This is a genomic window from Flavobacterium sp. C3NV (assembly GCF_046825355.2).
Taxonomy (GTDB): Bacteria; Bacteroidota; Bacteroidia; order Flavobacteriales; family Flavobacteriaceae; genus Flavobacterium.
Genome location: NZ_JBKQBJ020000019.1, coordinates 40,435 through 67,265, shown reverse-complemented (window position 1 = coordinate 67,265; position 26,831 = coordinate 40,435). Strand labels below are relative to the sequence as shown.

General features: G+C 33.8%; 31 protein-coding genes. 7 read left to right on the top strand and 24 right to left on the bottom strand.

The annotated features are described in order from the left end of the window. The first annotated feature begins 3 nt into the window (after positions 1 to 3). On the top strand, positions 4 to 606 hold the full coding sequence (locus ACIDC4_RS21975; RefSeq protein ID WP_230037171.1) for an NUDIX hydrolase: 603 nt from the start codon (positions 4 to 6) through the stop codon (positions 604 to 606). Positions 607 to 845: 239 nt separating this feature from the next. Next, on the top strand, positions 846 to 1,442 hold the full coding sequence (locus ACIDC4_RS21970) for a methyltransferase domain-containing protein (protein ID WP_412044960.1): 597 nt from the start codon (positions 846 to 848) through the stop codon (positions 1,440 to 1,442). Between the two features lie 295 nt (positions 1,443 to 1,737). Here the strand turns inward: ACIDC4_RS21970 and ACIDC4_RS21965 are convergent, their stop codons facing one another. From ACIDC4_RS21965 to ACIDC4_RS21945, 5 genes are all read right to left on the bottom strand, one after another. After that, the gene (locus ACIDC4_RS21965; protein WP_412044961.1) at positions 1,738 to 2,478 is read right to left on the bottom strand and encodes a DUF6882 domain-containing protein; all 741 of its coding nucleotides are present in this window, start codon (positions 2,476 to 2,478) and stop codon (positions 1,738 to 1,740) included. Positions 2,479 to 2,541: 63 nt separating this feature from the next. Next, positions 2,542 to 2,991: a GNAT family N-acetyltransferase gene (locus ACIDC4_RS21960; protein ID WP_412044962.1), complete on the bottom strand. Its 450-nt coding sequence runs from the start codon at positions 2,989 to 2,991 to the stop codon at positions 2,542 to 2,544. 46 nt (positions 2,992 to 3,037) lie between these two features. After that, positions 3,038 to 3,268: a DUF4287 domain-containing protein gene (locus tag ACIDC4_RS21955; protein WP_412044963.1), complete on the bottom strand. Its 231-nt coding sequence runs from the start codon at positions 3,266 to 3,268 to the stop codon at positions 3,038 to 3,040. Positions 3,269 to 4,017: 749 nt separating this feature from the next. Further along, positions 4,018 to 4,359, bottom strand: a complete 342-nt coding sequence (locus ACIDC4_RS21950) for a hypothetical protein (protein ID WP_412044964.1) — start codon at positions 4,357 to 4,359, stop codon at positions 4,018 to 4,020. A 241-nt stretch (positions 4,360 to 4,600) separates the two neighbouring features. Continuing rightward, the gene (locus ACIDC4_RS21945; RefSeq protein ID WP_412044965.1) at positions 4,601 to 6,328 is read right to left on the bottom strand and encodes a M14 family zinc carboxypeptidase; all 1,728 of its coding nucleotides are present in this window, start codon (positions 6,326 to 6,328) and stop codon (positions 4,601 to 4,603) included. Positions 6,329 to 6,618: 290 nt separating this feature from the next. Here ACIDC4_RS21945 and ACIDC4_RS21940 point away from each other — a divergent pair, with 290 nt between their 5' ends. Continuing rightward, positions 6,619 to 7,968, top strand: a complete 1,350-nt coding sequence (locus tag ACIDC4_RS21940) for a DEAD/DEAH box helicase (RefSeq protein WP_230037184.1) — start codon at positions 6,619 to 6,621, stop codon at positions 7,966 to 7,968. A gap of 345 nt (positions 7,969 to 8,313) precedes the next feature. After that, positions 8,314 to 8,760 carry a hypothetical protein gene (locus tag ACIDC4_RS21935; protein WP_230037186.1) on the top strand — a complete coding sequence of 149 codons (447 nt, stop codon included), beginning with the start codon at positions 8,314 to 8,316 and terminating at the stop codon, positions 8,758 to 8,760. A gap of 122 nt (positions 8,761 to 8,882) precedes the next feature. Here ACIDC4_RS21935 and ACIDC4_RS21930 read toward each other — a convergent pair whose 3' ends face one another. The 6 genes from ACIDC4_RS21930 to ACIDC4_RS21905 all read right to left on the bottom strand — a co-directional run bounded on the left by ACIDC4_RS21930 (position 8,883) and on the right by ACIDC4_RS21905 (position 13,250). Beyond that, the gene (locus ACIDC4_RS21930; RefSeq protein WP_412044966.1) at positions 8,883 to 9,461 is read right to left on the bottom strand and encodes a PhnA domain-containing protein; all 579 of its coding nucleotides are present in this window, start codon (positions 9,459 to 9,461) and stop codon (positions 8,883 to 8,885) included. Between the two features lie 73 nt (positions 9,462 to 9,534). Beyond that, positions 9,535 to 10,146, bottom strand: coding sequence for a zinc ribbon domain-containing protein (locus ACIDC4_RS21925; protein ID WP_412044967.1), 612 nt, complete (start codon positions 10,144 to 10,146; stop codon positions 9,535 to 9,537). A gap of 71 nt (positions 10,147 to 10,217) precedes the next feature. Beyond that, positions 10,218 to 10,676 carry a pantetheine-phosphate adenylyltransferase gene (gene coaD / locus ACIDC4_RS21920; protein WP_078008057.1) on the bottom strand — a complete coding sequence of 153 codons (459 nt, stop codon included), beginning with the start codon at positions 10,674 to 10,676 and terminating at the stop codon, positions 10,218 to 10,220. 36 nt (positions 10,677 to 10,712) lie between these two features. Further along, a complete protein-coding gene (locus ACIDC4_RS21915) occupies positions 10,713 to 11,336 on the bottom strand; it encodes a hypothetical protein (protein WP_412044968.1) in 624 nt (207 codons plus the stop codon). Between the two features lie 39 nt (positions 11,337 to 11,375). Further along, a complete protein-coding gene (locus tag ACIDC4_RS21910) occupies positions 11,376 to 12,068 on the bottom strand; it encodes a DUF421 domain-containing protein (protein WP_412044969.1) in 693 nt (230 codons plus the stop codon). A 210-nt stretch (positions 12,069 to 12,278) separates the two neighbouring features. Next, on the bottom strand, positions 12,279 to 13,250 hold the full coding sequence (locus ACIDC4_RS21905) for a D-alanine--D-alanine ligase (protein ID WP_412044970.1): 972 nt from the start codon (positions 13,248 to 13,250) through the stop codon (positions 12,279 to 12,281). A gap of 289 nt (positions 13,251 to 13,539) precedes the next feature. Between ACIDC4_RS21905 and ACIDC4_RS21900 the strand changes: the two genes are divergently transcribed. The 3 genes from ACIDC4_RS21900 to ACIDC4_RS21890 all read left to right on the top strand — a co-directional run bounded on the left by ACIDC4_RS21900 (position 13,540) and on the right by ACIDC4_RS21890 (position 15,453). Further along, entirely contained in the window at positions 13,540 to 13,662 is a 123-nt protein-coding gene (locus ACIDC4_RS21900) for a hypothetical protein (RefSeq protein WP_412044971.1), read from the top strand. A gap of 137 nt (positions 13,663 to 13,799) precedes the next feature. Continuing rightward, positions 13,800 to 14,423: a PASTA domain-containing protein gene (locus ACIDC4_RS21895; RefSeq protein ID WP_412044972.1), complete on the top strand. Its 624-nt coding sequence runs from the start codon at positions 13,800 to 13,802 to the stop codon at positions 14,421 to 14,423. Next, the gene (locus ACIDC4_RS21890; RefSeq protein ID WP_412044973.1) at positions 14,413 to 15,453 is read left to right on the top strand and encodes an RluA family pseudouridine synthase; all 1,041 of its coding nucleotides are present in this window, start codon (positions 14,413 to 14,415) and stop codon (positions 15,451 to 15,453) included. The genes ACIDC4_RS21895 and ACIDC4_RS21890 overlap by 11 nt, the downstream gene beginning before the upstream one ends. A 221-nt stretch (positions 15,454 to 15,674) precedes the next feature. Here ACIDC4_RS21890 and ACIDC4_RS21885 read toward each other — a convergent pair whose 3' ends face one another. The 13 genes from ACIDC4_RS21885 to ACIDC4_RS21825 form a co-directional block, all read right to left on the bottom strand. Continuing rightward, positions 15,675 to 16,289, bottom strand: a complete 615-nt coding sequence (locus ACIDC4_RS21885; protein ID WP_412044974.1) for a hypothetical protein — start codon at positions 16,287 to 16,289, stop codon at positions 15,675 to 15,677. A gap of 12 nt (positions 16,290 to 16,301) precedes the next feature. Continuing rightward, positions 16,302 to 17,543: an ATP-binding cassette domain-containing protein gene (locus tag ACIDC4_RS21880; protein WP_412044975.1), complete on the bottom strand. Its 1,242-nt coding sequence runs from the start codon at positions 17,541 to 17,543 to the stop codon at positions 16,302 to 16,304. Between the two features lie 150 nt (positions 17,544 to 17,693). Next, positions 17,694 to 18,539, bottom strand: a complete 846-nt coding sequence (locus ACIDC4_RS21875) for a sulfurtransferase (RefSeq protein ID WP_412044976.1) — start codon at positions 18,537 to 18,539, stop codon at positions 17,694 to 17,696. Positions 18,540 to 18,541: 2 nt separating this feature from the next. Next, on the bottom strand, positions 18,542 to 19,372 hold the full coding sequence (locus ACIDC4_RS21870) for a ThuA domain-containing protein (protein ID WP_412044977.1): 831 nt from the start codon (positions 19,370 to 19,372) through the stop codon (positions 18,542 to 18,544). Between the two features lie 21 nt (positions 19,373 to 19,393). Next, complete coding sequence (locus ACIDC4_RS21865; protein WP_412044978.1) at positions 19,394 to 19,783, bottom strand: DUF1398 domain-containing protein; 390 nt, start codon at positions 19,781 to 19,783, stop codon at positions 19,394 to 19,396. Between the two features lie 120 nt (positions 19,784 to 19,903). Then, positions 19,904 to 20,896 carry an alpha/beta fold hydrolase gene (locus ACIDC4_RS21860; RefSeq protein WP_412044979.1) on the bottom strand — a complete coding sequence of 331 codons (993 nt, stop codon included), beginning with the start codon at positions 20,894 to 20,896 and terminating at the stop codon, positions 19,904 to 19,906. A gap of 102 nt (positions 20,897 to 20,998) precedes the next feature. Then, positions 20,999 to 21,850: a mechanosensitive ion channel family protein gene (locus tag ACIDC4_RS21855; RefSeq protein ID WP_412044980.1), complete on the bottom strand. Its 852-nt coding sequence runs from the start codon at positions 21,848 to 21,850 to the stop codon at positions 20,999 to 21,001. A gap of 88 nt (positions 21,851 to 21,938) precedes the next feature. Next, positions 21,939 to 22,376, bottom strand: a complete 438-nt coding sequence (locus ACIDC4_RS21850; protein WP_412044981.1) for an acyl-CoA thioesterase — start codon at positions 22,374 to 22,376, stop codon at positions 21,939 to 21,941. 118 nt (positions 22,377 to 22,494) lie between these two features. Beyond that, entirely contained in the window at positions 22,495 to 22,962 is a 468-nt protein-coding gene (locus ACIDC4_RS21845; RefSeq protein WP_412044982.1) for a hypothetical protein, read from the bottom strand. 35 nt (positions 22,963 to 22,997) lie between these two features. Then, entirely contained in the window at positions 22,998 to 23,660 is a 663-nt protein-coding gene (locus ACIDC4_RS21840; protein WP_412044983.1) for a hypothetical protein, read from the bottom strand. 92 nt (positions 23,661 to 23,752) lie between these two features. Next, a complete protein-coding gene (locus ACIDC4_RS21835) occupies positions 23,753 to 25,027 on the bottom strand; it encodes a Na+/H+ antiporter (RefSeq protein WP_412044984.1) in 1,275 nt (424 codons plus the stop codon). Positions 25,028 to 25,084: 57 nt separating this feature from the next. Continuing rightward, positions 25,085 to 25,675, bottom strand: a complete 591-nt coding sequence (locus ACIDC4_RS21830; RefSeq protein ID WP_412044985.1) for a hypothetical protein — start codon at positions 25,673 to 25,675, stop codon at positions 25,085 to 25,087. A 43-nt stretch (positions 25,676 to 25,718) separates the two neighbouring features. Then, a complete protein-coding gene (locus ACIDC4_RS21825) occupies positions 25,719 to 26,456 on the bottom strand; it encodes an ATP-grasp domain-containing protein (protein ID WP_412044986.1) in 738 nt (245 codons plus the stop codon). Between the last annotated feature and the right edge of the window lie 375 nt (positions 26,457 to 26,831).

Genomic DNA, 26,831 nt, shown 5'->3' with positions numbered 1-26,831 from the left:
CAAATGTATAAAGTTTTTGTGAACGACAAACCACTTTTTTTGACAAATGAGATCTCGAAAGAGACTGATTTTCAATTGTTCTTGTTAGAGAGTATTGATATCGAGCATCTTATAGTCAAAATGTTTCAAAATAAAATTCAAAAAGCTTATTTGTATCATCCTGACGAAAAGGAAATTATGAAGACGCTAAAAGCTAAAATTCCCGTAAATAAAGCAGGAGGAGGGCTTGTGTACAATAAAAAAGGCGAAGTTTTATTTATTTTCAGAAATGGAAAATGGGACTTACCAAAAGGCGGAATCGAAAAAGGGGAAGAAATTGAAGACACTGCCATGCGCGAAGTCGAAGAAGAAACCGGAGTAGGCAAACTACGCATTACCAATAAACTCGAAAAAACCTATCACGTTTTTAAACGCAACGGAAAATACAAGCTCAAAGTGACCCATTGGTTCGAAATGCAATCAGATTTCGACGGAATCCCACAAGGCCAGGCCGAAGAAGGTATCGAAAAAGTAGCATGGCTAAATCCGGAGCAAATCAAAGATGCGCTAAAAAACTCTTACGAAAACATAAAATTATTGTTTGAAGAAGAGAATAAACTGCAATGACACTATTAAATTCCAAATTTTTTAAAATTCCAAATTCCAATTGATTTTGATATTAAAAACCAGCCCAATGAACGCAATGCTCATTGGGCTGGTTTTTTAATTGTACTACCTGAATTAATTTTGATTGTGAAATTATCGCAATCAATACTTTTTTTTGAGAGAATATACTGTATTTTTGGTTTTTAATTCTTGATTAACTTAATTTAAACGTACAGTTAAGAATACAAACAACGCGCAAAATGATTTTTAAGGCCTTAAAAAAAAATAAAGAAATAGAAGACAGCACTTTCAATATGCTATACTCTACACGCATTCGAAGACTTTCTGAGCGACATTGGACACCCGTTGCCATTGCTCAGGCAGCAGCAGATTATCTTGTCGATAAACCCAATAAAAAAGTATTAGATATTGGTGCCGGTGCCGGTAAATTTTGTTTGGTTGGTGCAGCTTCTACAAAAGGTATTTTTTATGGAGTCGAGCAAAGAGCGTCACTTATAAAGCTGTCAAAAAAAATAGCCGAAAAACATCAGGTAGAAAACGTCGAATTTATTCATTCCAACATCACCGACATTTCTTTTTCAGATTACGATGCATTTTATTTCTACAATTCTTTTTTCGAAAACATAGATACATCCTGTCCCATAGATAAAAATATAGTTCCCAAAAACGAACTGTTTCTCTCGTATTCAAATTACGTAAGAGATCAACTCCATAAAACGCCCAAAAATACAAGACTTGTAACCTATTGGAGCACGTGGGAAGAAATACCCGAAAGCTTTGATTTAGAATATTCTGCCTGTGACGGAGTATTAAATTTTTGGAAAAAGAAGTCATGAATTTTTAATCGCCACCTTTGTCAAAGGTTTAAGGCAGTTTAAAAAAAATATAAAGTTTTTCAACGTATTTAAAATCAAAAAACTAGTATCTCAGCAGCTTAGTAACTTAGCATCTTAAGTTGGGCGTGCCAGTATTTATAAAAAGACCCAATCAACTTTGCGTTCATTGGGTCTTTTTATAAATACTGTCGGGCTATCCGTGCTACTTCGGTAGCGGAACTTCTATCCCTCACGCGGGCAATCGGTTAAAACACGTTTTTGGTTCTTTCGTTGTTTTTAAGGTAGACAGGAAAGCTTACGAATTACCATTTAATTGTACCAAAAGATTATTTTCATTAAAAACAGCATTAATTATATTTTCATTTTTTTCTGCTTTAATTTCATTTCCATTTACAGTCAGTTTATAACCTTTTTGAGATAAATAATTTGTAAAAGCATTTTTGTGGTTTTGAATTTCAAATGTTGAAATTAGTTCTGGAAAAACAGTTAAAATTCGGGACAATTCCTCACTTTCAGAGTTGTCTATTACATCAGATTTAATGGTAACCACCATTGTACCCTGACCATAATTTCCCAGATAATAACCGCTTAAATTAAACATCTCAACAGCAATCATTCCTATTAGATGCAAATCGTTGTCTAAAGCGTCAAATTTTCCAACAGTCAATAAATCAATATTATTTTCCTCTCCATATTGCTTAAGTAAAAGAGCCTGTTTCATAACAGATTCCGCATATCCACCAGCTTTATTCTCCCAAATCCAAAGCCATGTTTCTGAAGAATGAGAAAAAGATCCCAAAACCTGCATTGGAAAAGTAAGATCGTCTCCAAAAGTAATTTCTTCTTTACCTATATCAACATTCCAGGAAAGTCCGCCGGTCACACTAAAAAGATTTCTCTGTTTTTCTAAAGCAATCGCTCCAAATTTTTCCAAAAAATCATTTTCAGATACAAAGTGTTTATTATCGCTCAGTTGATTGATAATTGCTTCTGTATTCTCTTCTTTCTTTTTAAAAATGTTATTGAAAATTCCCATTCCGTTATGGTTTTTAAGTTAATATAAAATTGTTGTTTTATGTTTTGTCTTCCTGAAATAAGCTTACAAATCGATTTGATAAATTCTGGATTCTTCCTCCCAGGGATGATATCCTTGTCCGATGTAGTTAAAACCTAGTTTCTCATAAAATCCAATATGATCCGTGCAGAGATATAAGTTTTGAAATCCTGCCTTTTTAGAGTCTTCTTTGGCTTTTTCAATAAGTAAATTACTGTAATTGTTGCCTCTGTGCTTTTCATCTATAAAAATGGCGCAAACCCACGGATATAAATCCATTCGACTAATGAAATCATTTGTAATAAGTCCGGCACAGCCAATAATTTCATTGTTATTTTCTAACACGTACCATTGTGGCAACGAATTTTTGGCATTTACACTATGGCTAATACAATCCTCATAAATAATTGGTGCTATTTCAGACCAGCTATTTTGAAAATATTGAATGGCTCTCTCTTTATATTCAGGGTTTTCCCTAACTGAAATTATTCTCATTTTTTGTTTTAAAATTATCGTGTAAAAGTTTTAATAGTCACACTTTTTATTCGCTATCTTCATTTTTTATGCCCTTAAGCAGCGCATAAATTGCCATTGAATGTCCCTGACCCAAGTCAAAATCATTTTTAAGCCAGTTTACAATATCTCCTGCTTTTACCTCAGGTTTGAGTTTTCCTTCTATTGTAAATCCCTTTTGTTCCGCCAGCGTTCTAAACTCAGCCGGACCATTTCCTGTTTTTTCTTTAATTGTTTTTAAATATCCTTGAAATGACATAAAATAGTGGTTAGTGGGTTAGTTTATGAAGTACTAAAATACAAATTAAAATATAATTGGTTTTCAGGTTTTTATTTCTTTTGGTCCAACTTTGTCAAAGTTTTAAACTTTGACAAAGTTTAATGCAACAGATTGCAAATCCGCGCTATTGGGTTTTGCAATCATAAGTATTCGAAACTTTTAAAATAGGCTGAAAGCCCTAAAAAGCAATAGCGTAGTGCAACGCACTATGAATTAATCAAAAGAGGAAATTGCCCTGAAAGGGCAAAAGAAAATTGAGGATAAAGATTCAAAGAAAAAGGAGTTTTCTAAGAGAACATCATGTAAAATAGGGTAAACGTACTTTTTGAAAGTAGGCTTCCGCCCTTACAGGGCTTAAAAATATAATCGTTTTTTATTCATAGTGCTTCGCACCATGCTATTGCTATGGCTCTTTCAGAGCAACAGGTTTTGAACACTTAATAATTACAAATCCGCCCTATCGGGTATATTAATATTGTTATCGGGTGTTATCGGATTCTATATTTATTATAAAATATGAAAAGAATAACTCATCCCGTAGGAATGTCTGCTAGGTAGAATTAAATTTAAATTACGGTTTTACGTTCCTGACGAACGTTTGATTACTGGATTAGATGTGTTATTTCCGTAAAAACAGGTGTCCTTACAGGGCACAACGCAAAACAATATTATTTTTTTTCTACCGATGAGATATTCCTACGGAATATTTGAAAATCTGCATTTCACGGTTAATATGGCGTTTTTAATTTTTTTTCCATATCTACACTTGCTAAGTATATTTTATCAATATTTGGCCAAGCGACATAATATTTCCAATTCTTTCCATCCCTTGTGCAAGCAATTATATATTCTCCATTTTCTATCTCTTTTATGTGATACTCACCACAACCTGTAATACTGTTTTTTACCATTAGTTTACTAATTTTAAAGAGCTCTTCATTTGTTGCTTGTCTCCAACTTGATTCATAAGTTCTCTTGTCGGAAATTATAGTATTGTTTTCTTCGCTGCATTTTCCAACAATCCAAAAGAAACCAATTACTATTAATATTATCCATAAAAATTTTCTCATAATTAAATTCGTCTAAGTTCTATTATTGTTATTATACTTTCAAATATAGAAGCTTAAAACGCTATAGTATTATGGCAATCCGTAATATCAATTGAAGTAATTTTATCTTTGTCAAAGTTCAAAACTTTGACAAAGATTTCCACGAACAGCTTTGCGAACTTAACTTGTACACAAAGCATTCAAAGTAAAATAAAAAAGCCTTAGCGAACTTTGCGGTAAAAAAAAGCGCACCAAAAAAAATCTACAAAACACGATAAACAGGATATTGCATATGCGCCTTTTCGTAATGCACAGAATTTTTATAAATCCAGTTTAATTGTGCGTCAGAATTCTTGGCAAATTCGCGATCGTTTTGTTTTTTAGTCTCTAATTCGGCTTTTAGTTGCGGATTCTCTTTTAGCAGTTTCGAAGCCGTATCTTCAAAAATATATTCTGAATAATGTTCTTTTTGTTGTAAAATAGGATCGAAGAAATTCCAGTTGAAGAACGAATCAACGCCTTCCGGTTCAAAAGCTTCTACTAAATATTTTACACCTTTTTGGTTGGTTGGAACCAGGTAGTCCCCTTTGGCGAAAGCCATTTTTACAACTTTAGAAGTTAGGGAGGTATTGTAATACAAATAATGTCCTTCGTACGCATTAGGAACCGTTTTAAAATCGGCAATTTTATAACTTTCAACCTCAATAATCGTATCGTTTTTAAGTTGAGAATAGTTGATATTGTTATTCTTCAACAAATCAATAATATTCCAATAACCACGCGGAATAACATAAGCTGTCGGAATCACCACTTCTTGAACCGATTTAAATTCTTTGATGTACGGAACGTCTTTTTTATAAGGTTTGCTTCGGTCATAATACAAACGATTGCCGGTTGTAGCATCGCTTTTTTTGTAACTCGCTTCATATCCTAAAAACGAAAATGTGGTCGCTTTTGTACTGTCTAATTCCCATTTTAAAGTATACCGTTTTTTGGACTGATATTGTTCCAGATTCTTCACTCGAAGCGCTTTTATTTTTTGGTAATTGGCATCCGTAAAATCCAAAGTCGATTTGGTGTATTCGTATGTCATTTTTACACGTTCGGCATATTTTTTTAGCATATGAGTTTCGACCACAAAACCAATTGTATTGAATAACGAAGTATAACCCGTTGTATAACGCGGACTATCTACAAACTGACCAAAACCTTTATCTGGTGTATCTTTAAAAGAATCTACATACGGCGTAGTTTCAATTTTCTTTTGTTGTAAATCTTTTACTAAAGCTGGCATCATTTCATCATTCAAAAAATCACCCAATACAGTTCCTAGCTTGTTGTGTTGTGTCATAATGTAAGTCAGTTTGTATTGATAATCAGATCCGTTACTCACGTGATTATCAATAAAAACATCAGCATTTATTTTCTGGAAAATTTCTACAAAACTCTTGGTGTTTCGGGTATCAGATTTCATTAAATCCCGATTCAGATCATAGTTTCTGGCATTTCCTCTAAAACCATAAATTTCCGGACCATCCTGATTGGCTCTTGTAGTTGAATTTCTATTTAAAGCTCCGCCAATATTATAAACCGGAATAGTGACCAAAACAGTGTTTTTTGGCGCTTTTAGTTTACCAATGGCTAAATCTCGGTAGAATTGCATCGTCGCATCGATTCCGTCAGGTTCTCCGGCGTGGATTCCGTTATTGATAAAGAGAACTGCTTTGTTTTTCTGTATTTTATCAAAATCAAATTCTTTATCAGGATTATAAACCACCATATGCAAAGGTTCTCCGGAATCTGTCAATCCCATTGTTGTCATCTGAATCGTCGGGAAATCTTTTGCCAAAAGTTTGAAATAAGCAATAGTTTCTTCATAAGAAGCCGATTGATTTCCGTTTCCTTTTTCAAAAAAAGTATCGTATTTTTTATTGTTTTGAGCGAAAATTGCAATTGTGAAAAGCAAAAAAGGAATGGTAAAAAGTTTCATGGTTTTGGTTTTAAAGCGAGAATCAAATATAATTAATTTGTTTCAGGTTTAAAGTTTCAAGTTGAAATGAGAGTAAAACCACTTTGAGATTTTTACCGCAAAGGCGCAAAGTTTTTTTAATCAGGAAGGTTTTATAAAAACGCAAAGTTCGCAAAGCTTTGCGAACTTTGCGTTTGTCAACATAATCTAAACATAGTCTATATAAAAACCTTTGCGCTCTTTGCGGTTAAATTTTTATTAGTATTTCAAACCTCAAACCTGAAACAACTTTTTTTGCCTACTTTTGCAAAATGAATAAAAATCACCATTCCAACAACATACTTTCGAACTTAGGAATTGAAACCCTAAACGAAATGCAGGAAGTTGCTCAAGACGCAATTTTAAACGATAACAACGTATTATTACTTTCGCCAACAGGATCAGGAAAAACATTAGCATTTTTACTTCCGGTTCTAGAATTATTGCAGCCGGAAATTCTTTCGGTTCAATGTTTGATTTTGGTGCCTTCGCGCGAATTAGGTTTGCAGATTGAGCAGGTTTGGAAAAAAATGGGTACACAATACAAAGTAAATATTTGTTACGGAGGTCACTCAATTGACACTGAAATCAAAAATTTAAGCAATCCTCCGGCAGTTTTGATAGGAACTCCTGGAAGAATCGCAGATCATATTGACAGAGATACTTTCCGCACAGATAAAATTCAGACTTTAATTCTGGATGAATTTGATAAATCATTGCAATTGGGTTTCCATGAGCAAATGTCATATATTATTGGGAAGTTGACAAAACTGAACAAACGTGTTTTGGTTTCGGCAACTTCAGATATTGAAATTCCAAGATATACGAGAGTGGTAAATCCTACAATTCTGGATTTTATTCCGGAGCAGGAAGAGAAAACGAATCTTTCGATGAAAATGGTTGTTTCTCCTTCCAAAGACAAATTAGGAAGTTTGTTCAATTTGATTTGCTCACTGAAATCACAATCGGCTATTATTTTCTGTAATCATCGTGATGCGGCGGAACGTATTAGTGATACGTTAAACGAAAAAGGAATTTACGCTACCTATTATCATGGCGGAATGGATCAGGATGAGCGCGAACGTGCTTTGATTCAGTTTAGAAACGGAAGTATGAGTTACCTCATCACAACCGATTTAGCGGCTCGTGGATTGGATATTCCGGAGATGAAACACGTAATTCATTATCATTTACCGCTTAAAGAAGACGAGTTTACACATCGTAATGGTCGTACTGCCCGTATGCAGGCTTCGGGAACGGCTTATATTATCATTCACGAAAGTGAAAAACAACTGGATTATATTGACTATGGAATGGAAGTTTTAAAGGTCGAAAACTCCACAACTTTACCTAAACCACCAGAATATCAAACCATTTATATTAGTGGCGGAAAGAAAACAAAACTAAATAAAATTGATATCGTTGGTTTCTTTTCCCAAAAAGGGAAATTGGAGAAAGGTGATTTAGGCTTAATAGAGGTAAAAGATTTTATTTCGTTTGCGGCTGTAAAATTCAATAAGGTAAAAGACTTACTGCATAATATTAAAGACGAGAAAATGAAAGGCAAGAAATTTAAAATCGAAGTTGCCCGTAAAGTCGTAAAGAAAGAGGAGGAGAAGTAATTTTTTTGTTGCAGGTTTTAAGCTTCAGGTTTGTTTTGGATCAGATCTTGTTTTAATGAAAGAACTTTATTAAAATCAAGAAGTGCTTATTGTAGTATAATTTTTATAATTGCGACATGTTTTGATCCTTGGCGATCACTGCATTTGGTGGGTTTTTAATATATTTTGGGGTATTAGGTATGTGTTAAAATATTGAATTTCAATATTTTACTTTGTTAAATTACGAGTTTTGATTGATTTTAAACAACAATCTTAATTTATTGTTAATAAATTAACGGATAAGGCTTTAATTTATCATATTTTCTGCGTTTCTTGTGCCCGTAAATAATAAACCCCAAATTAATTATGAAAAGAATTATTACGATTGCCATTTTGATGTTTAGTTTTGTCTCTTTTGCACAAATTAAGGTTCTTGAAACTGTACCAGTTGAAAGATTAGGAAAAGTAAATAACAATTATATTCAAAAAATTGGAGATGAGTATACTGTTTATTATACAAGTATCCAGAACGATGATGAATCATCAAGTTTGAGAAAATTTACATTCAAAAATGTAAATAATGATTACAACAGTCTTTACAGTATCATTGTAAACGGTTTTACTGCAACACCTTTATATGATATCAAATTAGAGTTACCTAACAACTATATCTGGTTACACTACACAGGAAGTGTTATTCCTGAAAAAGCGACAGTTCAGTTTATGGTTTCTTCTAAAGATGCTTCTTCTGCAACAAGCAGTGTTTCTGAGCCATTATTGAAAGATCAGATCAATAAATTATTTCAAAAATAATTTACTTTAAATACAGCATAAAAAAGGGCGATTCAATATATGAATCGCCCTTTTTAGTTTACAATTTTCGGTCGCAGTATTAAGTTAGCAAATGACTGAAAACTGCAACTGTGACTGAATACTTATATTTTCTTCACGTATTGTGTAATAATCACAATCTGCTGACCATCTACTTTTCCTTCGATATACTCGGCGTTTTCGTGGTCTAAACGGATGTTACGAACAGCTGTTCCTTGTTTGGCCACCATGCTCGATCCTTTTACTTTTAGATCTTTGATTAAAACAACAGAATCTCCGTGTTCTAAAATTACACCATTGCTGTCACGGTGAATGATTTTATTCTCGTCGTCTTCGCCTTCTCCTGTTGCTTTTGCCCATTCCAGCGTATCTTCGTCTAAATACATCATGTCAAGTAATTCCTGTGGCCATCCTGCAGCACGCAAACGACTTAACATTCTCCAGGCTACCACTTGTACCGCAACGTTTTCATTCCACATGCTGTCATTAAGACATCTCCAGTGATTTAAATCTACATTATCCGGGTTTTCAATTTGGTCAATACACGTACTGCACGCTAAAATACTTTCGTCAAGACCGCCTTTTTTAGTTGGTAATACTTCGTATACTTTTAGGTTTTCTTCGGCGCCACAAAGTTCACATTTAGATCCGCTACGTTTGTTTAATTCTCTTTCGATACTCATTATTTCTGTTTATTTTTTTTGGCGAAAGTACAGTTAAATACTACATTTCGCAAGTTAGCTTGAAGATTAAATACTAATCGCGTTTAATTTCATAAATTTTCTTTTCATTATAAAGTTTCAACATATCTTTTTTAGAGATAATATATTGTTTTTTATAATTTTCGTCAATATCAATTTCATAGATACTGGTTTTTTGATCAATTTCCATTTCATTTAAGAAAACATTGATACTGTCTTTAGAAATCTGATTTACTTTCATAGTAGTATAATGCCCTTGATCTGAATCTAGAAAATAAACATCTCCCAGTTTTGGATTTTTAATAAAATTGGCAGTATCTAAATCAGTCTGGTGCGAACTGTAGAAAGCCATTCCAACAATAGCAGCAACCACAAACAATCCTGAAAACATCCAGATAGGTGTCGTTACTCTATTTTTTTCTTTTTCTCTTTGTAATTTTTGCTGAATTTGTGAGGGTAGTTCTACTTGTTCGAATGTTTTTCTGCACGAGTTACATTCAGCAAAAGTTAATTTTTTAATTGGAAAAAGAGGTATCAGATACAGGTGTGCATATTTTCCAAATACACTATAAATCATTGATACATTTGTGTTGCAGTTTGGACAATCTACATTAATTATTTGCCCAGTCTTTAAGTTTGTAGCTTTGGTTCCGTAATAAAATATCATTGTTAGGTTTTTTGGTTTCATTACAAAAATAACATACGAGTTATTTATCCAACATTTATTTTTAAGATATATTATTTCTTTACCCTAACCGCATCCGGAACCAGCATTTCGTATTCGCCACCATGACGCAATACATCGCGAACAATGCTTGAGCTAATAAATGAAGTACTTGCCGCTGTTAATAAAAATACAGTTTCGATTTTAGAAAGCTTTCTGTTGGTGTGGGCAATGGCTTTCTCGAATTCGAAATCGGCTGGATTGCGAAGTCCCCTTAGGATGAAATTGGCTTTTTCCTTTTTAGCTAAATCGATGGTCAATCCTTCATAAGTAATTACCGAAATTTTTGGTTCGTCTTTGAAAGTTTCTTCTATAAAGCGTTTTCTTTCTTCGAGTGAAAACATGTACTTTTTTTCGGCATTGACACCAATAGCAATGACAATTTCATCAAATAAAGGAATTCCTCTTTTGATGATATCTTCGTGTCCTAGTGTTATAGGATCAAATGATCCGGGGAATATGGCTTTTCTCATTTTTTTTAGGTTCAGAGGTTCAAAGTTACAAAGGTTTTAATTACTAAAACCATTAGCTTTTGTTTGAGTAATTTTTAATATTTCATTTTCCTGATAAAGTTTAATTAGATCTTTTCTTGAATAATAAACTTTTCGATTTGAGTAGTTTTCAGGTTTGTTTAAGTCATCTATTTCATTTGGCATATATGCCTGAAAATCATTTAATGTGGCGTAGACACTATCAACGGTAATTTTATCAATTCGCATATTTGAATAATAGCCATTATTTAATTTTAAATTATAAACATCTCCTTGCATTGGATTTTTTACTAAAACTCCTGTTTCATCTTTATTTTCAAAATATCTATTAATTGTAAAAATAAGGAATAAGGCTATCATGATAGAACCGGAAAACATCCAGATTGAATTATCTAATTTTTCATTTCTTAGTTGTAATTGAGCACTTTCAGATAAATCTTCATAATCAAAGTTTTCTTCGCAATGGCTACATCTTATGTAAACAGATTTTCCAACCGGAAATAATGGAATGAGAGTAACGTGTGTGTATTTTTTATAAATGCTAAAATGCAATGTATCTTGTGTATTAAATTTTGGGCATTTTTCGTTTAAAATCACACCGTTTTTAATATTTGAATCTCGAGTCCCAACAAGAAATAGCATATTTTTTTATTTGAAAGTTTCTGTTTTACAAAGCTACTATTAAGTGATTCTTTTTGTATTTAAAGCCGGAACCCATTCGTCTTTTTTACAGACTTCGCATTGTGCGGTTCCTGGTTTTTGCTCTTCGGTATGACCGCAAAAAGTGCAGGCGTGAATGCCCTCTTTTTCGATTGTTTTGCTTTTTTTATTGAATGCAGCCGGTAAGATAGGTAATCCGTATTTTACTTCGTGATCTTCATAAAAAAATACGCTGATTTCTCCGCTTGTTTCTATAAAAGCATGTTTTATTTGTCCGAGATGTTCGATAGATTTTATGCGAAGTTCAGAGAAGAATTCGTCTTGTGCTAAGCTTTCTTTCTTGAAAGTAGCGATAGAGAATTTTCCATTATTGATTAAGCATTCGGTTTTACCTTCTATAAATTCTTCGAATTTTTTACTTTTTCCGGTAAGCCAGGTTACAGAGCGATATAGAATAATAATTACAGTAAAAACAATTGCAGCGGGAACTATACCAACATCTTCGTAAAACATTGGATCGCCTGCAGCAGAACCTAATGCAATTATGATTACGGTTTCGAAAATCGATAATTGTTTTACACCTCGTTTCCCTGCTAATTTTAAGGTTAACAGTAAAATGATAAACATTACTGTAGAACGAAATATCACTTCAAGCGCAAAGTTTGCGGGAAGATTGTTGTAAAAAAGTCTATTCCATTCGAAGATTTCTTTCATTTTTTTTTAAGGTGCTAAGGTTCTGAGATGCTAAGTTGCTAAGGTTTTTAGATTATGAATTTTTTGTCTTTGCGAAGAACCAAGCAATCTCACTTGCTAATTCGTACAGTTCGTAACTTTCGGGACTTCGACTTCGCTCAGTCTGACAATATTGGGTAAAAAAAAGGTTCTGAGATCTTAGTAACTTAGCATCTCAGAACCTTAGTATCTTTAAGAAAGCGCTAACTCAATCGCGTTTGTGAATAAATCCTGAAGCGATATTCCGGCGGCTTGTGCTTGTTGCGGGATAAGGCTTTCGGTTGTTAAACCAGGAATTGTATTCATTTCTAACATGTACGGTTCGTTGTCTACGATAATGAATTCGCTTCTTGAGAAACCTTTCATTTTTAAGACTTCGTAAGCACGTTTTGCTGTTTCACCAACTTTTTGTGTTAGTTCGTCAGAGATTCTGGCGGGTGTGATTTCCTGCGATTTACCTTCGTATTTGGCTTCGTAGTCGAAGAAATCATTGTCGGAAACAATTTCGGTTATTGGTAGAACTTTTATTTCTCCCTGATAATTGATTACTCCAACAGAAACTTCGGTTCCGTCAAGGAAACTTTCGATGATAATTTCGTTGTCTTCTTTGTATGCTACTTCAATTGCGATTGGCAATTCGGCTTCTGATTTTACTTTTGAGATTCCGAAACTTGATCCTGCTTTGTTTGGTTTTACGAAACATGGCAAACCAACTTTTTTCACGATTTCGGCTGTATTGATGATGTCACCTTTGTTTAGGTAATACGAGATTGCCGTTTTGATTCCGTATGGTTTTAAAACCGATAATAAATCACGTTTGTTGAACGTCAATGCTGCCTGGTAATAATCGCAAGACGATTGTTTAATTCCTAATAGTTCGAAATAAGCCTGCATTAATCCGTCTTCACCCGGAGTTCCGTGAATGGCGTTGAAAACACAGTCGAAAGTAATTTTCTGATCGTTTACGGTTACTGAGAAATCGTTTTTATCGATTGAAAATTCGGCGTTGTTTTCGTCTACGTATACCCATTTTTCTTTGAAAATATGAATACGGAATCCGTTGTATTTTGTTTTGTCCAGATATTGGTAAACGACGTTTCCGCTGATCAGCGAAATTTTGTATTCGCTTGAGTATCCGCCCATGATGATGGCTATGTTTTTCATTCTATATTGTTTATATGTTTAATCGTTTATTTGTTTAATTGTTTCTGTTTCAAGTTTCAAGTTTCAGGTTTCAGATTTCAGGTTTTTTGCCACGAATTCACGAATTAAATTTAAAAAAATCTGTGTTTATCTGTTTTAATCTGTTAGATCTGCGTGCTATTTTGTTTGCTTTGTCGTCCCGAGGAACGAGGATCTCCGCTAGTAGCTCGACATGCAAGATAAACTTTGCGTGAGTTTCTTGCGGGGCTTCGACTTCGTTCAGCCTGACAAATAGTACTGAAATCTTCTTATGAATCCTAAAGCCCTAGCCCTGATGGGAGCGGCATCCTTTTATGGTGGGGTTCACCATAAAAGATACAGCGGACAGCAGGAAATAGCTCCTAACTCTTCGACTCCGCTCAGAGTGACATAGGAAATTCTAAAATTGAAATTCCAAATGCTCTTAGATTTTAATATGAAAGGCAATTTGCTACTTTCTTGCTTAAAACAAAATTATCATTTTTTTTGAAACGAAATAGCTTTATCTTTGCGACAACTAAAAATAAATTTATGACTTTACGTAAGTATTTAACAAGCCGTGTGTTTTTTGTACAAATCCTGATTGCAGCTGCTATTATTGCTGTTTTGGGTTATCTGTTTATGCATTGGCTGACTTTTACAACTGATCATGGACACGAAATTGAGGTTCCGAATTTGTCTAAATTGACAGAGGAGCAAGTTGAGGCAAAATTGGACGAACTGGACTTGGATTATGTGCTTTTGGATAGTGTTGATTACAGAAGTCAATTTCCTAAATACAGTGTTGTTGAGCAAGATCCGTTGCCGGGAACGAAGGTGAAAGTAGGAAGAAAAATATATATTAAAATTAATGCATCGGGATTTTCATCTGTTAAAATTCCTGATTTGATCGAAAAAACGTATCGTGAGGCGGTTCCGACTTTGAAAGCTTTAGGGCTTGAGCAGGGAACGATTACTTATATTCCGAATCTTGGAAAAGATATGGTGCTGGAGATGCGTTATAAAGGTAGAAACTTAAAAGTAGGAGACCGAGTGCTGAAAGCGTCTAAAATCGATTTGGTTTTAGGTGACGGAAAAGCAAGTTATGTAGATGAAAGTCAGGCGACAGATAGTACAGCTGTGCCAACTGATGAAACCCCAAAAGATGAACAATAATATTGAAAATTTAGATCTGGAAGACGAATTATTCGAACATTTTAGATTTGAAGTCCCTAAAGGTCAGGCGTTTTTGCGTATTGACAAATATTTAATGAATTTGATTCAGAATGCGACACGAAATAAAATTCAGAATGCCGCAACTGAAGGCAATATTTTTGTAAATGATATTCCAGTAAAATCAAATTATAAGGTAAAACCGTTTGATGTTGTGACGGTTATGTTAACACATCCTCCATTTGAAAATCATATTCTTCCGGAAGATCTTCCGTTGAATATTGTCTATGAAGATGATGCTTTGTTATTGATTAATAAAGAGCCGGGAATGGTGGTACATCCTGGTCACGGAAATTATACGGGAACTTTGGTGAATGCTTTGGCGCATCATTTTGACAATTTACCAATGAACAGCAGCGAACGCCCTGGTTTGGTTCACCGAATTGATAAGGATACGTCCGGACTTTTGGTGGTGGCTAAAACAGAGGCGGCGATGACGCATTTGGCAAAACAATTTGAAGCTAAAACTTCTGAACGTGAGTATATTGCTCTTGTTTGGGGAAATGTTACCGAAGAGGCGGGAACGATCGAAGGAAATCTTGCCAGACACTTAAAAGACCGCATGCAAATGGCTGTTTTTGCTGATCCTGAAATTGGTAAACCTGCAATTACGCATTATAAGGTTTTGGAGCGTTTTGGTTATGTGACTTTGATTTCCTGCAAATTAGAAACGGGTAGAACGCACCAGATTCGTGCGCATATGAAACATATTGGGCATCCGCTTTTTAATGATGAACGTTACGGCGGTCATTTGATTTTGAAAGGAACGACTTTTACGAAATACAAGCAGTTTATTGATAATTGTTTTAAAGCGTTGCCACGTCAGGCTTTGCATGCTAAAACTCTTGGTTTTGTGCATCCTACAACTGGCGAAATGATGCGTTTTGATACTGAACTTCCTCAGGATTTTCAGGATTGTATCGAGAAATGGCGCAACTACGGGAAGACGCATAATATGGAAGAGGAGGAGTAAGATTTTAGATTTTAGAAATTAGATTTTAGAATAAAGAAAATAGAGAAAAGATTTTCTCGTATAAAAAAAGCTCCAGTTTGGAGCTTTTTTTGTTTTTACCATTAAGATATTAAGTTAATTAAGTGTTGAGCTTGTTATTAGTTACCTTAAGGAAAAGGAATAAGTTAGTAAAGGGTTTAGCTTAATTTTCTTAATATCTTAATGGTTAAATAATAAAAAATCTATTCAATGTTTTTAACGGTAAGATCTATGATTTTCGCTTCGCCGTTGGTTAAGAATCCTAGTTTACCTTGTTGGCTTAGTTTGCTTTTTTCAAGGGAACATTCCAGGAAAGTTTCGTTATCGACTGAGAAGAACAATTGATTGTTGAAGACTTTTATTTTTACTGAATACCATTTGTTGTTTTCTAATTTCATTGGTTTTTTGAACAAAGTTGGGCCGCCTCGTTTTTCATATTCATTACTTCCTTCTTTGTAAACACCTCTTCCAATTACGATATTCTGGTCGATTTGGTAGAGATAGGTTCTGATGTAATTTTCTTTATCGATGTTAAGCATCACTTCAAAAAGTGATTCTTTGGTCATATTTACTTTAAAATCGATCTGATAATTTTCAGGGAGTTGTTTTTTTGATTCTATAACGCCCCAATGCATCGGACCTCCTTTTCCTATTAAGGTGTCTTTTTGCAGCAACCATTCTTTTGAATTAAATTTCCAATTGGATTTTAATGGTTTTGTTTCGGTAATGGTGTATGCTTTTTTTGCTTTTGAAATAGTACCGCAGCACGAAGCTATTATTAGTGGAAATACTAATAATAAGATATATCTGATTTTCATTTTTTTGTTTTTTTAGTTGAGCTCAGAATGGTATTTTATTTTACCAATTGATCCTGTTGGAGATGGTAAAAGTTCAAAAACCGAAGTAGGAGCGAGGCCAGTTTCGATACGATGTGAAACGTACAAAATACTCACGTTTGTTTCTTGTTTGATGGTATTGATAAGCTGAATGACCAAATCGACATTTTCGTCGTCCAGACCTTCTACTGGTTCGTCTAAAATTAATAATGGCGGGTGTTTTAAAACGGCACGAACAATCAACGCGACTCTTTGCTGACCAATTGAAAGATCGATGAAACGTTTTTTTCTTAAGGATGTCATTTCGATTACTTCAAGCCATTGCGAAACAATTTGTTTTTGATGTGTGGTTGGCTCAATATAAAGTCCGATAGAATCAAAGAATCCGGAAAGAATCATTTCTTCTAAAGTATGCCCTTTTTGAAATAAATCAGTCATAGAAGTGGTGAAGATTCCGATTTGTTTTTTGATGTCCCAAACGCTTTCGCCGCTTCCTTTTTTTCTTCCAAATAAATGTAAATCCTGCCCGAATCCTTTTGGATTATCGCCTGTAATCAATGATAAAATAGTGCTTTTTCCGGAACCATTTGGTCCTATTAATTGCCAGAATTCGCCTTGTTTTATTGTCCATGAAATATTGTCGACAATTTTTCGGTCGTCATAACTTACTGAAACATTTTCCATTTTGATCAATACACTTTCGTGAAAGGAATGTGGTTCGATCGCTTTTGGAATTGCCGCTGTATTTAGGGTTTTATAATGATTTAAGGTTTGTGAAATAGGATGTAGTTCAAATGTATTGTCTTTGATCTGGGCTTTGTTGGGAACAAAAGATAATACGTCGACTACACGATTTACGATTTGAATGATCGCAATATCTTGCGTTAGATCTTTTAATGAGTCTGCCAAAACCACACGCGAAGCCTGATCTAAATGATCAAACGGATTATCGAAAATAATGAAATCAGGTTTTTGATTGATGCAGTATTTAAGAAACTCTTTTTTGCGTTCGCCTGACGAAAAGGTTCTCAATTGTCTGTGCGATTCGGGAGAAGCTTCTACGATGTCGTATTGGTATTCTTTTTCGATGAATTTCTCTATGGCAATATCTGAAAACAGAATGCCTTTTTGGTTATTAAAAACGGCTAATTCTCCTTTGGCTTCGCCAGAAAGCAAAGTATTTATAAAGGCTTTTTTATTTACCTGATTCGATAAAAGTATATCCCAATGTTGCATTTTAAAGTAATATTTATTTGGACATAGATTAATTGTTATTTTTTTTGCCACAGATTTCACAGATTAAAAAGATTAATCATTCTAATCTGTGAAATCTGTGGCAAATAAGTTTTTAAGATTATCTATGTGTTAAATGTTTTTTCAGTTTATCTATTTTTTTGTTGCCAATTCACGATCGTTTCTGGACCATTCGCTCCATGAGCCTACATATAGTTTTGGAATTGGAATTCCGGCATAATCCATTGCTAACAAAGTATGACAGGCAGTAACTCCTGAACCACAATGTACGATTACATTCTCGGGATTCTTATCGCCTATAATTTCAATATATTTTTTTGCTAAATCTTCAGCTGGTTTATAAAAGCCATCTTCATTTAAATTTTCACTAAACGGAACATTGATCGCGCCCGGAATATGTCCTGCGATTAAATCCAGCGGTTCTGTTAAGCCATCAAAACGGTTTTTGTCTCTTACATCAATTACAATGTTTTCTTTGTTATTTCGCGCTTTTTCGACTTCTTCAATATCGGCTTGAGCCAAATTCCATTTTGAAATTGGATAATTTTCTGTTGGTTCAACAGTTTCTAATGCTGAACTTACAGGAAAATCTATTTTTATTGCTGCTTGCAAACCTCCGTTAAGAACCTGAACTTTTTCATGGTGAATTGCGCGTAACATCCACCAAAATCTTGCTGCTGCATTCGATCCGTTTTTATCATCGTAAATGATTATATGGCTCGAAGGTGAAATGCCAAGTTTTGAAAGTACCTGAGCAAATTTCTCCAAAGAAGGTAAAGGATGTCTTCCTCCGTTTGCAGGATCTTCGACAGTTGCCAGATCTTGATTTAAATCGACATAACGTGCGCCTTCTAGATGTTCGTTTTGATAATTTTCTTTGGCATTTATTCCGGCTCTTGCATCAATTAAAACAACATTAGAAACGTCTTTTAGTTTTAAAAGTTCTTCTGGATTTATAATGGGAGAAAGTTTTGACATTTTTATTTTATTTTTTTAGAAGTACCCAACCATAGTAGTCCGTTTAAAATCAATTGAATTTGCGGCTCATTTTCAAAAGTATACGAAAGAGTTTTATTGGTTCCGTGTTCGTAATCTATATCGTTATGCCCCATATTTACATAAAGCATTTTGTAGTTTTTATTCGTCCAAACTACCGGATAATAACCTTGATGCCAGATTTCATTTTGTTTTGGGCCGGTTCCTAACGGAAAACTGCTTTCGTCTATCGCTACAAGGATTTTAATATCCGGATTTTTTCTTAAATCATTGCTCCATCTGTACCATTCGTTTGGTGCCGATTTGAATGTTTTAGGAATGTTTGTGGTTGCAGGATGCTGATTTTCGATTCGTAAAACTGCTGATGTTGGCCGCCATGTATTGCTGCCGTATTCTCCTGATCCTAGAAAAGTGTTGTGATACCAATTCCAGTTTTGAGGATAAGTAGAATTGTTTAGCGCAAATGCCGAAAAATGAAATCCGATAAAACCGCCGCCATTTTCCATATATTTCTGAAAAGCTTCACGCTGACTTTGTGTTTCGGGTCTTGTGTCTAAAAACAAAACCACCTGATATTTCGATAAAAACTTACCGTTTAAATTGTCCCAATTGCTGGTTGAATCGTATTCGAAATGATTTTGTTCGGCTACTTTGGGAAACCATTTATTGGCTTCATGTACAAAACTTATATGTGCCTGATCATTTTTGGCGGTATAAAAAGCAATTACTTTAAATTTAGGATTTGATTTTTTATGCTGGGCAAAACCTATAAAGCAAATAGACAACAGCGCAATCAGAATAATTTTTTTGTACATGAAGTTGTATTTAGATTTTGATTAACCAGGGATTTTTTCGATCAGTATTTCATTATCAGCTTTGTCGAAATAGGTGCAAGTCATTTCGATAATATCAACACGCCATTTTGCAATTCCGGACTGAGCGGCATGATTGCAAAACGTTAAATAATCAGTCTGACCGTCCTGATGCATTACCAGAAATTCGATAAAACGTTCTTTGTTGGCCACAGGAGCGACCTGAATTTCAGGGTATTTTTCGTCAGCCGAAACCTTGTAATTATTTACGCCGTAATATTCTACATTTCCGTTATTGACAAAGGTGTCGTATCCTTTTACGCCTAAAATAATCAGGTCTTGTATATAATTTGGAAAATCTGCACCGCTTTGTACTTTGGCATGTGCTTCTTTTATTTGCTCGATTGTAAACATAATATTTGATTTAGATTATTAAAAGGTTTGCCGCGAATTACACTAATTTCCACGAATTAAATTATAGAATTTGCAGATAAAAATTTAGTGTAAATTAGTGTAATTTGTGGCGAAAAAAAATTATTGTTTCAAAAATGCTATTAATGGTTTTATAAATTGATCGAAAGATTCAATATGCGGTAAATGTCCTGTGTTGGGTACTTCGACTAGTTTTGCATTCGGGATTGCTTTTTGTGTTTTTTTACCCAATTCGAGATAATTTCCCATTGTTTTTCTGACTTTTTCAGGTACCAAAGGTTTTCCTATGGCTGTTTTGTCTCTTGTCCCGATGATTAAAAGCGTTGGACTTTTGATGTTTTTGAATTCATATAAAACAGGTTGGGTAAAAATCATATCATACATCAAAGCCGAATTCCAGGCTACTCTTGCATAATCAGGAGCTGTGGTCCAGCCGGCGCCAAGTTCAGCCCATTTCTGGAAATCGGCATTCCATTTTCCATCATAATAATTCGCCATTTGATAGCTTTTTATATTCTGATAGTTTTGTTTTAATTCTGATTCGTACCACCAATCTACAGGTTTGTACGGCACAACCAGTTTCCAGTCTTCTAAACCAATTGGGTTTTCGAGAACTAATTTTTCAGTTGTTTCAGGATACATTAAGGCAAATCTTGTTGCTAACATTCCGCCCATAGAATGACCTAGAATGGTTGTCTTTTTAATTCCTAAATGATCTAATATTTTTTTGGTATTCTCGGCCAATTGCTGAAAAGTGTATTGAAAATTATCAGGTTTAGATGATTTCCCAAAACCGATCTGGTCGGGAACAATTACCCTGAAACCTTCTTTTGTCAGGGCTTTTATGGTCGATTCCCAATACGCTCCATTGAAGTTTTTACCGTGCAGTAAAACAATAGTTTTGTTATTGTAATTGTCAGGTTTAATATCCATATACGCCATTTTAAGATACTGGCGCTGATTGCTCAATTCTAAAAATTGTACAGGAAATGGATATTCGTAATTGGTTAAATTAATGTCTAAAGCCTTAATGTTTTCCTGCTGCGAAAAACAAAAAAAGGGAAGAAGAAGTAGAATCAGTTTTATATTTTTCATTTTCTGAATTATTTCGTTTTGGAGTATTTATAAAATTAAAGTTAACCATTTTAAATTCAAAAAATAAAATCTTAAAATTATCAGAAAATAAAAGACCAGAAATTACGACTCGTTTTTATTATTTTTTAAAGTAACGACTTGTTGCGGATAAGGAATATCAATACCAGCTTCATCAAAATGTTTCTTGATGCTTTGCAGTAAATCGCAATACATGACAAATGCATCTGTCGAGTTTTTTGCCCAGGCCCACGCTTTTAATGTTACGCTTGAATCTGCCAATGCCACAACACGAGCTATAACGAGCGGCTTTTTTTGTTTTTTATCATCTGCAGTTCTGTTGTCTATAAATAGGGGATGTTTGGCCACTTCTTCTTTCATGATTTCCAGTGCTTTTTCGATATCAGATTCGTAACCAACGCCAATTTCGATTATTTTGCAGGATTTGGTGTCGTGCATATTGGTATTCACAATAATCTGATTGCTAATAATAGAATTGGGAATTATGATTCTATTGTTTTCGGCATCTTTTAAAACTACTTGTCTCAAATTAATATCTTCAACTGTGCCTACAAAATTATTGATGGTGATTTTATCATTAATTCGAAAAGGCTTAAAAATTACCAGAAAAATTCCGCTTACAATATTGCTCAGAGCTTGTTGAGAAGCCAAACCGGCGACTAATGAAATCACTCCTGCACCGGCTAAAAAAGAATGTCCAATAATTTTGAATTCCGGAATTTGTATTAAAGCAAAAGCGAATCCTAATATATAGATTACGGTTATGATTAAGTGTTTTAGAAATCTAAATCCGGTTGCGTCGTATTCTTTATCGGTTAATTTTCGATACAAAAAATAACGAAGTACTTTGTCTGTAACAGCACCCAAAACAATTGTGACAAGTCCAATTATAGCGATAATGATAATTATTCTGAAATCTTTTGCGTAGTCGATCATGAGTTTTGAATTTTAAAAAATCCAAAAAACATATATTTAAAAATATAGTTTTTTGGATTTCATAAAGTTAATAAAAATGAAGTTGGTTTTATAAACCAACGAAATCGTCACTTTTAGGGAAAATGCTTAAAGCTTCAATAGCAATTTCAGGTGTTGGAGAAGCTAATTTTCGAAGTTTGGTGTCCATCCAGGCACCATCAACGGTAATCACGGCGCAAAGCGTATCATCTTCTCTCCTGAATTCGTGAACGATAGACCAACGAGAAGCATCGGCTTTCATTTTTGATGTTTTGGTGTGAAGGAATATTTTATCAGAAAGGTTTAATTCTTTTCTAAAGACACATTCTTCTCTAAACAAAACAGGTCCAAAACCTTGCGTTTGCATCACTTTTAGCGTTAAACCCAGTTCTTCAAGGATTTCGATACGATGTTGTGCTCCAAAATCGTAATAAGCACTATGACGAACGTGAAAATTTGGGTCAAGATCAGACCAGCGAAAAGATATTTCTTTAATAAATGAAGCCATTTTGTATTTGTATTTTAATGAAAATCGAAATTACAAATAAAATGGGAAACTGTTTCTTAGAAAATCTTAAAGTATAGAATCTATTTTTTATCGTGATTATTATTGGTTAGTTTTTTTGTTACAAACTTTCAAGATTGTCCCACTCGTATTCGATTTTGTTTAATCTCATATAGTAAGGAATAAGTAACAAAATTTCTAAACGAAACATAAAATGACTATTATTATTCATAAAAGGCAACACAAACATTGATGCTATGCATATGACTACTCCACAAATGGCATCAATTTTACCAATTGAAATGGCATTGGGTTTTTCGAACCAAAGCGAATAAGCTGTAAAACCTTTAAGTAACATAATAGCAATAATAAACATCCCGGTTCCTGAAAATGCGGTGTTACTCGAGAAACCGTAAATTGATATGTTGACAGTTGGTATAAAAATGTTCATGATTAGAGCTCCAACAGCGAAAACTGTCAGAATCATAAAAAACCAACAAAAAGTCTTAATCCACCAAGGTAAAAGTTTTCTTCTAATTACGGGCGCTTTATCAAATTCATCAAAATGGCTTTCTAATTCCTGATTCATTGTATCGGTTTTTGGCGGTTTTATTTAAAATCTAATTATATTAATCGGGTAAGGATTAGTATTAAGATAACGATTTGTACTGCAAGAATGATCCAGAAAAAATTTCTGCTTGGTTCTGAGATATTTTTTAAACCTGTAATAATTTTATCTTTTATAATATCTGTAAAACTTACGTTTTCATTTGTAAAATCAACATCGTCCAGACTTATTTTTTTAAAGCCGTAGATGATAATTTTCTTTAACCACTTGTTCTCATTAGAATCCCTGATTTCCTGAATTAATTTCAATTGTAATTTCGTTTTATCTGTTCCTTTTTTTAATAAATCAGGTTGCTTAGATTTTACTTTATTAAGCACTTTATCAATAATCGGGAATAATAAAACTTCTCCTTTTTCTGATAATAATTTGTGAATGGTTTTTGACATTATGTATTTATTTCCCAAAGCAAACAGTAAAAACGGGCCAACTAACATAGTAAGCATGGCTAAGCTAAAACCAATTGGCCTTAAGGCGAATAAAAGCATTACTGCAGCTGATCCGGTTACGTGTCCCATTCCATGACCTGATTGATATACAATAGTACATAGAGTAAATACACCTATAAGGGCATATAAAAATTGTCCGAGGATATTTATTTTAAAAAAGCTAAATGTGGCGCTGCTCAATAGTTTGGCAGTGTATTTTAGATTGTCATTCATTAAGGTTGTATTTTGGTTGGTTGTTAATTTTATTCAGGTAAAAATATAGAAAAAAGCTTACGTATAACTTTTTTGTTTCTGAAAACAGAAAATTAAGATGGCAATTCTTCCTGTTTGTTGCCTTCTAATTTTTTTACAATAAAAGGCAAAGTCAATCCCTGCCCAATAAGCGTTAATAAAACAACGGCTACAGAGATAAATATAATAGTGGTTCGTTCCGGAAAAGGAGTTCCGTCTTCGAGCGTTTTAGGGATACCAATGGCAATAGCCAGAGAAACGATTCCGCGCATTCCTGACCAGCTTATAATAATACTGTTGTTAAAGTCTAAAAGGGCATGTTCGCTAACTTTTCTGGTTCTTTTAGTATTTTGAAACGCTTTTTGAAGATTGATTTTCTGCAAAAAAATCCTTGCCATTCTAATTAATAAGGCAACAATAGTAATAATGGCAGCATAGCCAATGTAAGGCAAAATCATATCGTTGTCTATACCTTTTAGGATATAGCGAAAGTTAAGTCCGATTAAGATAAAAATGAGTCCGTTGAGTAAAAAAATAATAATATCCCAAAGACTACGAGATTGGTTTTTTAAACTTTCCGGAAATATTTTTTTACTAAAGCGGGCAATGGTTAATCCTAAAATAACAACGGCAATTACTCCGGAAACTTCTAAATGTTCTGCAATAAGATAAGTTACAAAAGGCATTAAAAGCATAAAGCTTATCGTAACCTCGATATTTTTTTTGTGTACTTTGCTTAATATAAAAGCCAGGATTTTTGCCATTACAAAACCTACCAGAAAACCGCCTCCAAGCAGTAATACAAAGTGTAAAGCTGCTTTCCAGATAATAAAAGCAGATCCCATTACGGCTGCTACTGCAAAACGATAGGCAACCAATGCCGATGCATCGTTGATAAGGCTTTCGCCTTCCAGAATGGTTAAGGTTTTATGGGATAAATTTAATCCTTTTGTAATGCTTATGGCTGCAACAGCATCTGTAGCAGAAAGTATAGAACCTAACACAAATGCCAGCGGCCAGGTCATTCCGGGAATCATATAACGGGCTACAACTGCAATGCCTATTGTGGTCAGGAAAACTAATGATATAGCTAAGGTACTAATGGTATTAATATTAGTTTTAAAGTCTTTAGTCGAAATATTAAAAGAAGCATCATACAATAATGGCGGCAGAAATAGCAGAAAAATAATTTCAGGATTGATTTCGATTTCGCCCATCGACGGAATAAAACCAATTGCAATTCCGGCAATAACAAGCAATATTGGGTAAGGTAATTTTATTTTTTGCGCAAAAGCCGAAAGGCCAATTACGATGGCGAGGATAAAAATAATAATGCTGTAATTTTCCATTATTTTGATTTAGAAAAATGCTAATGTAATTAATTTGAATTTGTAAGTCTTTGATTTTTAATTCAACTTACTGTCAAAAGCTCTGAAATCATTTATTTTTGGCAGTGGTTTTACGATGATTTTTTTAGTTGTTTCTTTTAGGATTTTTTCAGACCCCAGTGCTTTTGTTATTTCGGTTCTTTGTCCTGTTAATAGATTAAAATCAGTTTCGGTAGTTAAATTTTGGCCATCCCAAACGACATTCGTTATTTTTTGCAATTCAAAATATCCATTGTTGAATTTGAATTTATGCCAAAAATGATTTTTACCAATTTCAGATCCAATGAGTAAATAACCTTCTTCAATAATAATATCAGGAATTTGATCGCCACCGTATTTACCATTTGGATATTGAGCTTTCATTAAATTTTTTGTAGCTACGTTCAGTTTATATTTTCCGTTTTTTTCTAAAAAATAGATTTCCAGTTTTAAAGGTTGCGTTTGATCTATTGTATCCATTTTCACGAACACTTTATCAATTAAGCCGTCATTGTTTAAATCGCCTTCTTCGGTCCTGATTACTACATTAAAATTATCTTTTACTTTTTGTGCCTGTGCGTAAATGTTAATTTGAATGAGAACAAAAAATAGTAAGAATGTCTTTTTCATTTTAGATCTGATTTTGCGTTTTTGTGTGATTTGATGATTTGTTCTAAAAGCGGGCATAGTCTTTTGTTTTCGTCAGTTCTGACCACCTTGCAGACAAAAACTTAGCATAATTTATTGGGCTTATTCCGTACGTTCCCAATGAATGACCATCATTTATTTCTACTAATTTCATAGTATCATTATCATCTATACCAAAGTCTAAAGCGTATGAAGCCGGTGAACTTTCAAAATCTTTGATAGCATTTTTAATTACAGACAAGTCAATTTTAGAATCCCAAACACCTTTGTACTGCCTTACGTCTAAAATTTCGCCGTATCTTATAAAGCATCTCCATTCAGTCTTAAAATTCACTATTTCAGAGCACCAAATTTGTGTAGGATTGTCGTTGTCAACAATTCCAATAAAGTCTTTATAATCCTTAACAACTTTTCCAACAAATTTTTTTGTTTCTTTTTTCGGTTTTATAAAGATATTCCACTTTTGTTCGTCTCTAAATATTTCTTCGATTGTAGAAACCCAAACTTTTCGCCCCAAATATTTTTCTAATTCTTTAGGATAGTCTATTTCGTTTGAAGGTCTTTCTACTCCAAATTTTTCCAATCGTTTTCTCACATTACCAATTCCGCCAACAATTAAACTTTCAGGATCGTTGTCTGTGATTTCATCTACTGAAAAATATTTTTCAGTTTCCCAGCCTAATGTTTGAAAGCCTTCGTTGGCAACATAAGCGTTTACATTGTAGAAGTTTCCGGATTTGTCTGTTTGAATATATGCTTTCATTGAATGTTTTATGGTTGAAATTTAAGACGAAGTGGGTTATTATTTTAATATTTTTTCAAATATAAACTTTTTCTTATAAATATTTGAATGGGTCTAAAATTGCAAATTTCGTCATCTTGATGTAGTTAGGATAGAAGTAAGGTCTAAACAATATTTTTATTTATTAATGTGACATTAAATATAATTATGAAAACAGTTGCCTTAGCCCCGATAGAAGCGGTATCCTTTTATGTCCGCCGCCGCGGCATAAAAGATATAGCGGATAGCGGGAAACAGCTCCTTATAATGACACGTAAAGTACTGATATGCCACGAATGTCAGGTTTTGAAAATGTCATGTTGTCAGATTGTTTTTAATGTGCCGACAGTAAAACTG

Coding starts and splice junctions, on each gene's coding strand:
- ACIDC4_RS21895 (WP_412044972.1), top strand. CDS start 13,800: ATGACTTTACGTAAGTATTTAACAAGCCGTGTGTTTTTTGTACAAATC.
- ACIDC4_RS21885 (WP_412044974.1), bottom strand. CDS start 16,289: ATGAAAATCAGATATATCTTATTATTAGTATTTCCACTAATAATAGCT.
- ACIDC4_RS21830 (WP_412044985.1), bottom strand. CDS start 25,675: ATGAAAAAGACATTCTTACTATTTTTTGTTCTCATTCAAATTAACATT.
- ACIDC4_RS21850 (WP_412044981.1), bottom strand. CDS start 22,376: ATGGCTTCATTTATTAAAGAAATATCTTTTCGCTGGTCTGATCTTGAC.
- ACIDC4_RS21900 (WP_412044971.1), top strand. CDS start 13,540: ATGAATCCTAAAGCCCTAGCCCTGATGGGAGCGGCATCCTTTTATGGT.
- ACIDC4_RS21940 (WP_230037184.1), top strand. CDS start 6,619: ATGAATAAAAATCACCATTCCAACAACATACTTTCGAACTTAGGAATT.
- ACIDC4_RS21905 (WP_412044970.1), bottom strand. CDS start 13,250: ATGAAAAACATAGCCATCATCATGGGCGGATACTCAAGCGAATACAAA.
- ACIDC4_RS21890 (WP_412044973.1), top strand. CDS start 14,413: ATGAACAATAATATTGAAAATTTAGATCTGGAAGACGAATTATTCGAA.
- ACIDC4_RS21955 (WP_412044963.1), bottom strand. CDS start 3,268: ATGTCATTTCAAGGATATTTAAAAACAATTAAAGAAAAAACAGGAAAT.
- ACIDC4_RS21825 (WP_412044986.1), bottom strand. CDS start 26,456: ATGAAAGCATATATTCAAACAGACAAATCCGGAAACTTCTACAATGTA.
- ACIDC4_RS21910 (WP_412044969.1), bottom strand. CDS start 12,068: ATGAAAGAAATCTTCGAATGGAATAGACTTTTTTACAACAATCTTCCC.
- ACIDC4_RS21915 (WP_412044968.1), bottom strand. CDS start 11,336: ATGCTATTTCTTGTTGGGACTCGAGATTCAAATATTAAAAACGGTGTG.
- ACIDC4_RS21945 (WP_412044965.1), bottom strand. CDS start 6,328: ATGAAACTTTTTACCATTCCTTTTTTGCTTTTCACAATTGCAATTTTC.
- ACIDC4_RS21840 (WP_412044983.1), bottom strand. CDS start 23,660: ATGAATGACAATCTAAAATACACTGCCAAACTATTGAGCAGCGCCACA.
- ACIDC4_RS21860 (WP_412044979.1), bottom strand. CDS start 20,896: ATGAAAAATATAAAACTGATTCTACTTCTTCTTCCCTTTTTTTGTTTT.
- ACIDC4_RS21950 (WP_412044964.1), bottom strand. CDS start 4,359: ATGAGAAAATTTTTATGGATAATATTAATAGTAATTGGTTTCTTTTGG.
- ACIDC4_RS21960 (WP_412044962.1), bottom strand. CDS start 2,991: ATGAGAATAATTTCAGTTAGGGAAAACCCTGAATATAAAGAGAGAGCC.
- ACIDC4_RS21870 (WP_412044977.1), bottom strand. CDS start 19,372: ATGTACAAAAAAATTATTCTGATTGCGCTGTTGTCTATTTGCTTTATA.
- ACIDC4_RS21935 (WP_230037186.1), top strand. CDS start 8,314: ATGAAAAGAATTATTACGATTGCCATTTTGATGTTTAGTTTTGTCTCT.
- ACIDC4_RS21970 (WP_412044960.1), top strand. CDS start 846: ATGATTTTTAAGGCCTTAAAAAAAAATAAAGAAATAGAAGACAGCACT.
- ACIDC4_RS21930 (WP_412044966.1), bottom strand. CDS start 9,461: ATGAGTATCGAAAGAGAATTAAACAAACGTAGCGGATCTAAATGTGAA.
- ACIDC4_RS21925 (WP_412044967.1), bottom strand. CDS start 10,146: ATGATATTTTATTACGGAACCAAAGCTACAAACTTAAAGACTGGGCAA.
- ACIDC4_RS21975 (WP_230037171.1), top strand. CDS start 4: ATGTATAAAGTTTTTGTGAACGACAAACCACTTTTTTTGACAAATGAG.
- coaD (WP_078008057.1), bottom strand. CDS start 10,676: ATGAGAAAAGCCATATTCCCCGGATCATTTGATCCTATAACACTAGGA.
- ACIDC4_RS21835 (WP_412044984.1), bottom strand. CDS start 25,027: ATGGAAAATTACAGCATTATTATTTTTATCCTCGCCATCGTAATTGGC.
- ACIDC4_RS21845 (WP_412044982.1), bottom strand. CDS start 22,962: ATGAATCAGGAATTAGAAAGCCATTTTGATGAATTTGATAAAGCGCCC.
- ACIDC4_RS21875 (WP_412044976.1), bottom strand. CDS start 18,539: ATGTCAAAACTTTCTCCCATTATAAATCCAGAAGAACTTTTAAAACTA.
- ACIDC4_RS21880 (WP_412044975.1), bottom strand. CDS start 17,543: ATGCAACATTGGGATATACTTTTATCGAATCAGGTAAATAAAAAAGCC.
- ACIDC4_RS21965 (WP_412044961.1), bottom strand. CDS start 2,478: ATGGGAATTTTCAATAACATTTTTAAAAAGAAAGAAGAGAATACAGAA.
- ACIDC4_RS21865 (WP_412044978.1), bottom strand. CDS start 19,783: ATGTTTACAATCGAGCAAATAAAAGAAGCACATGCCAAAGTACAAAGC.
- ACIDC4_RS21855 (WP_412044980.1), bottom strand. CDS start 21,850: ATGATCGACTACGCAAAAGATTTCAGAATAATTATCATTATCGCTATA.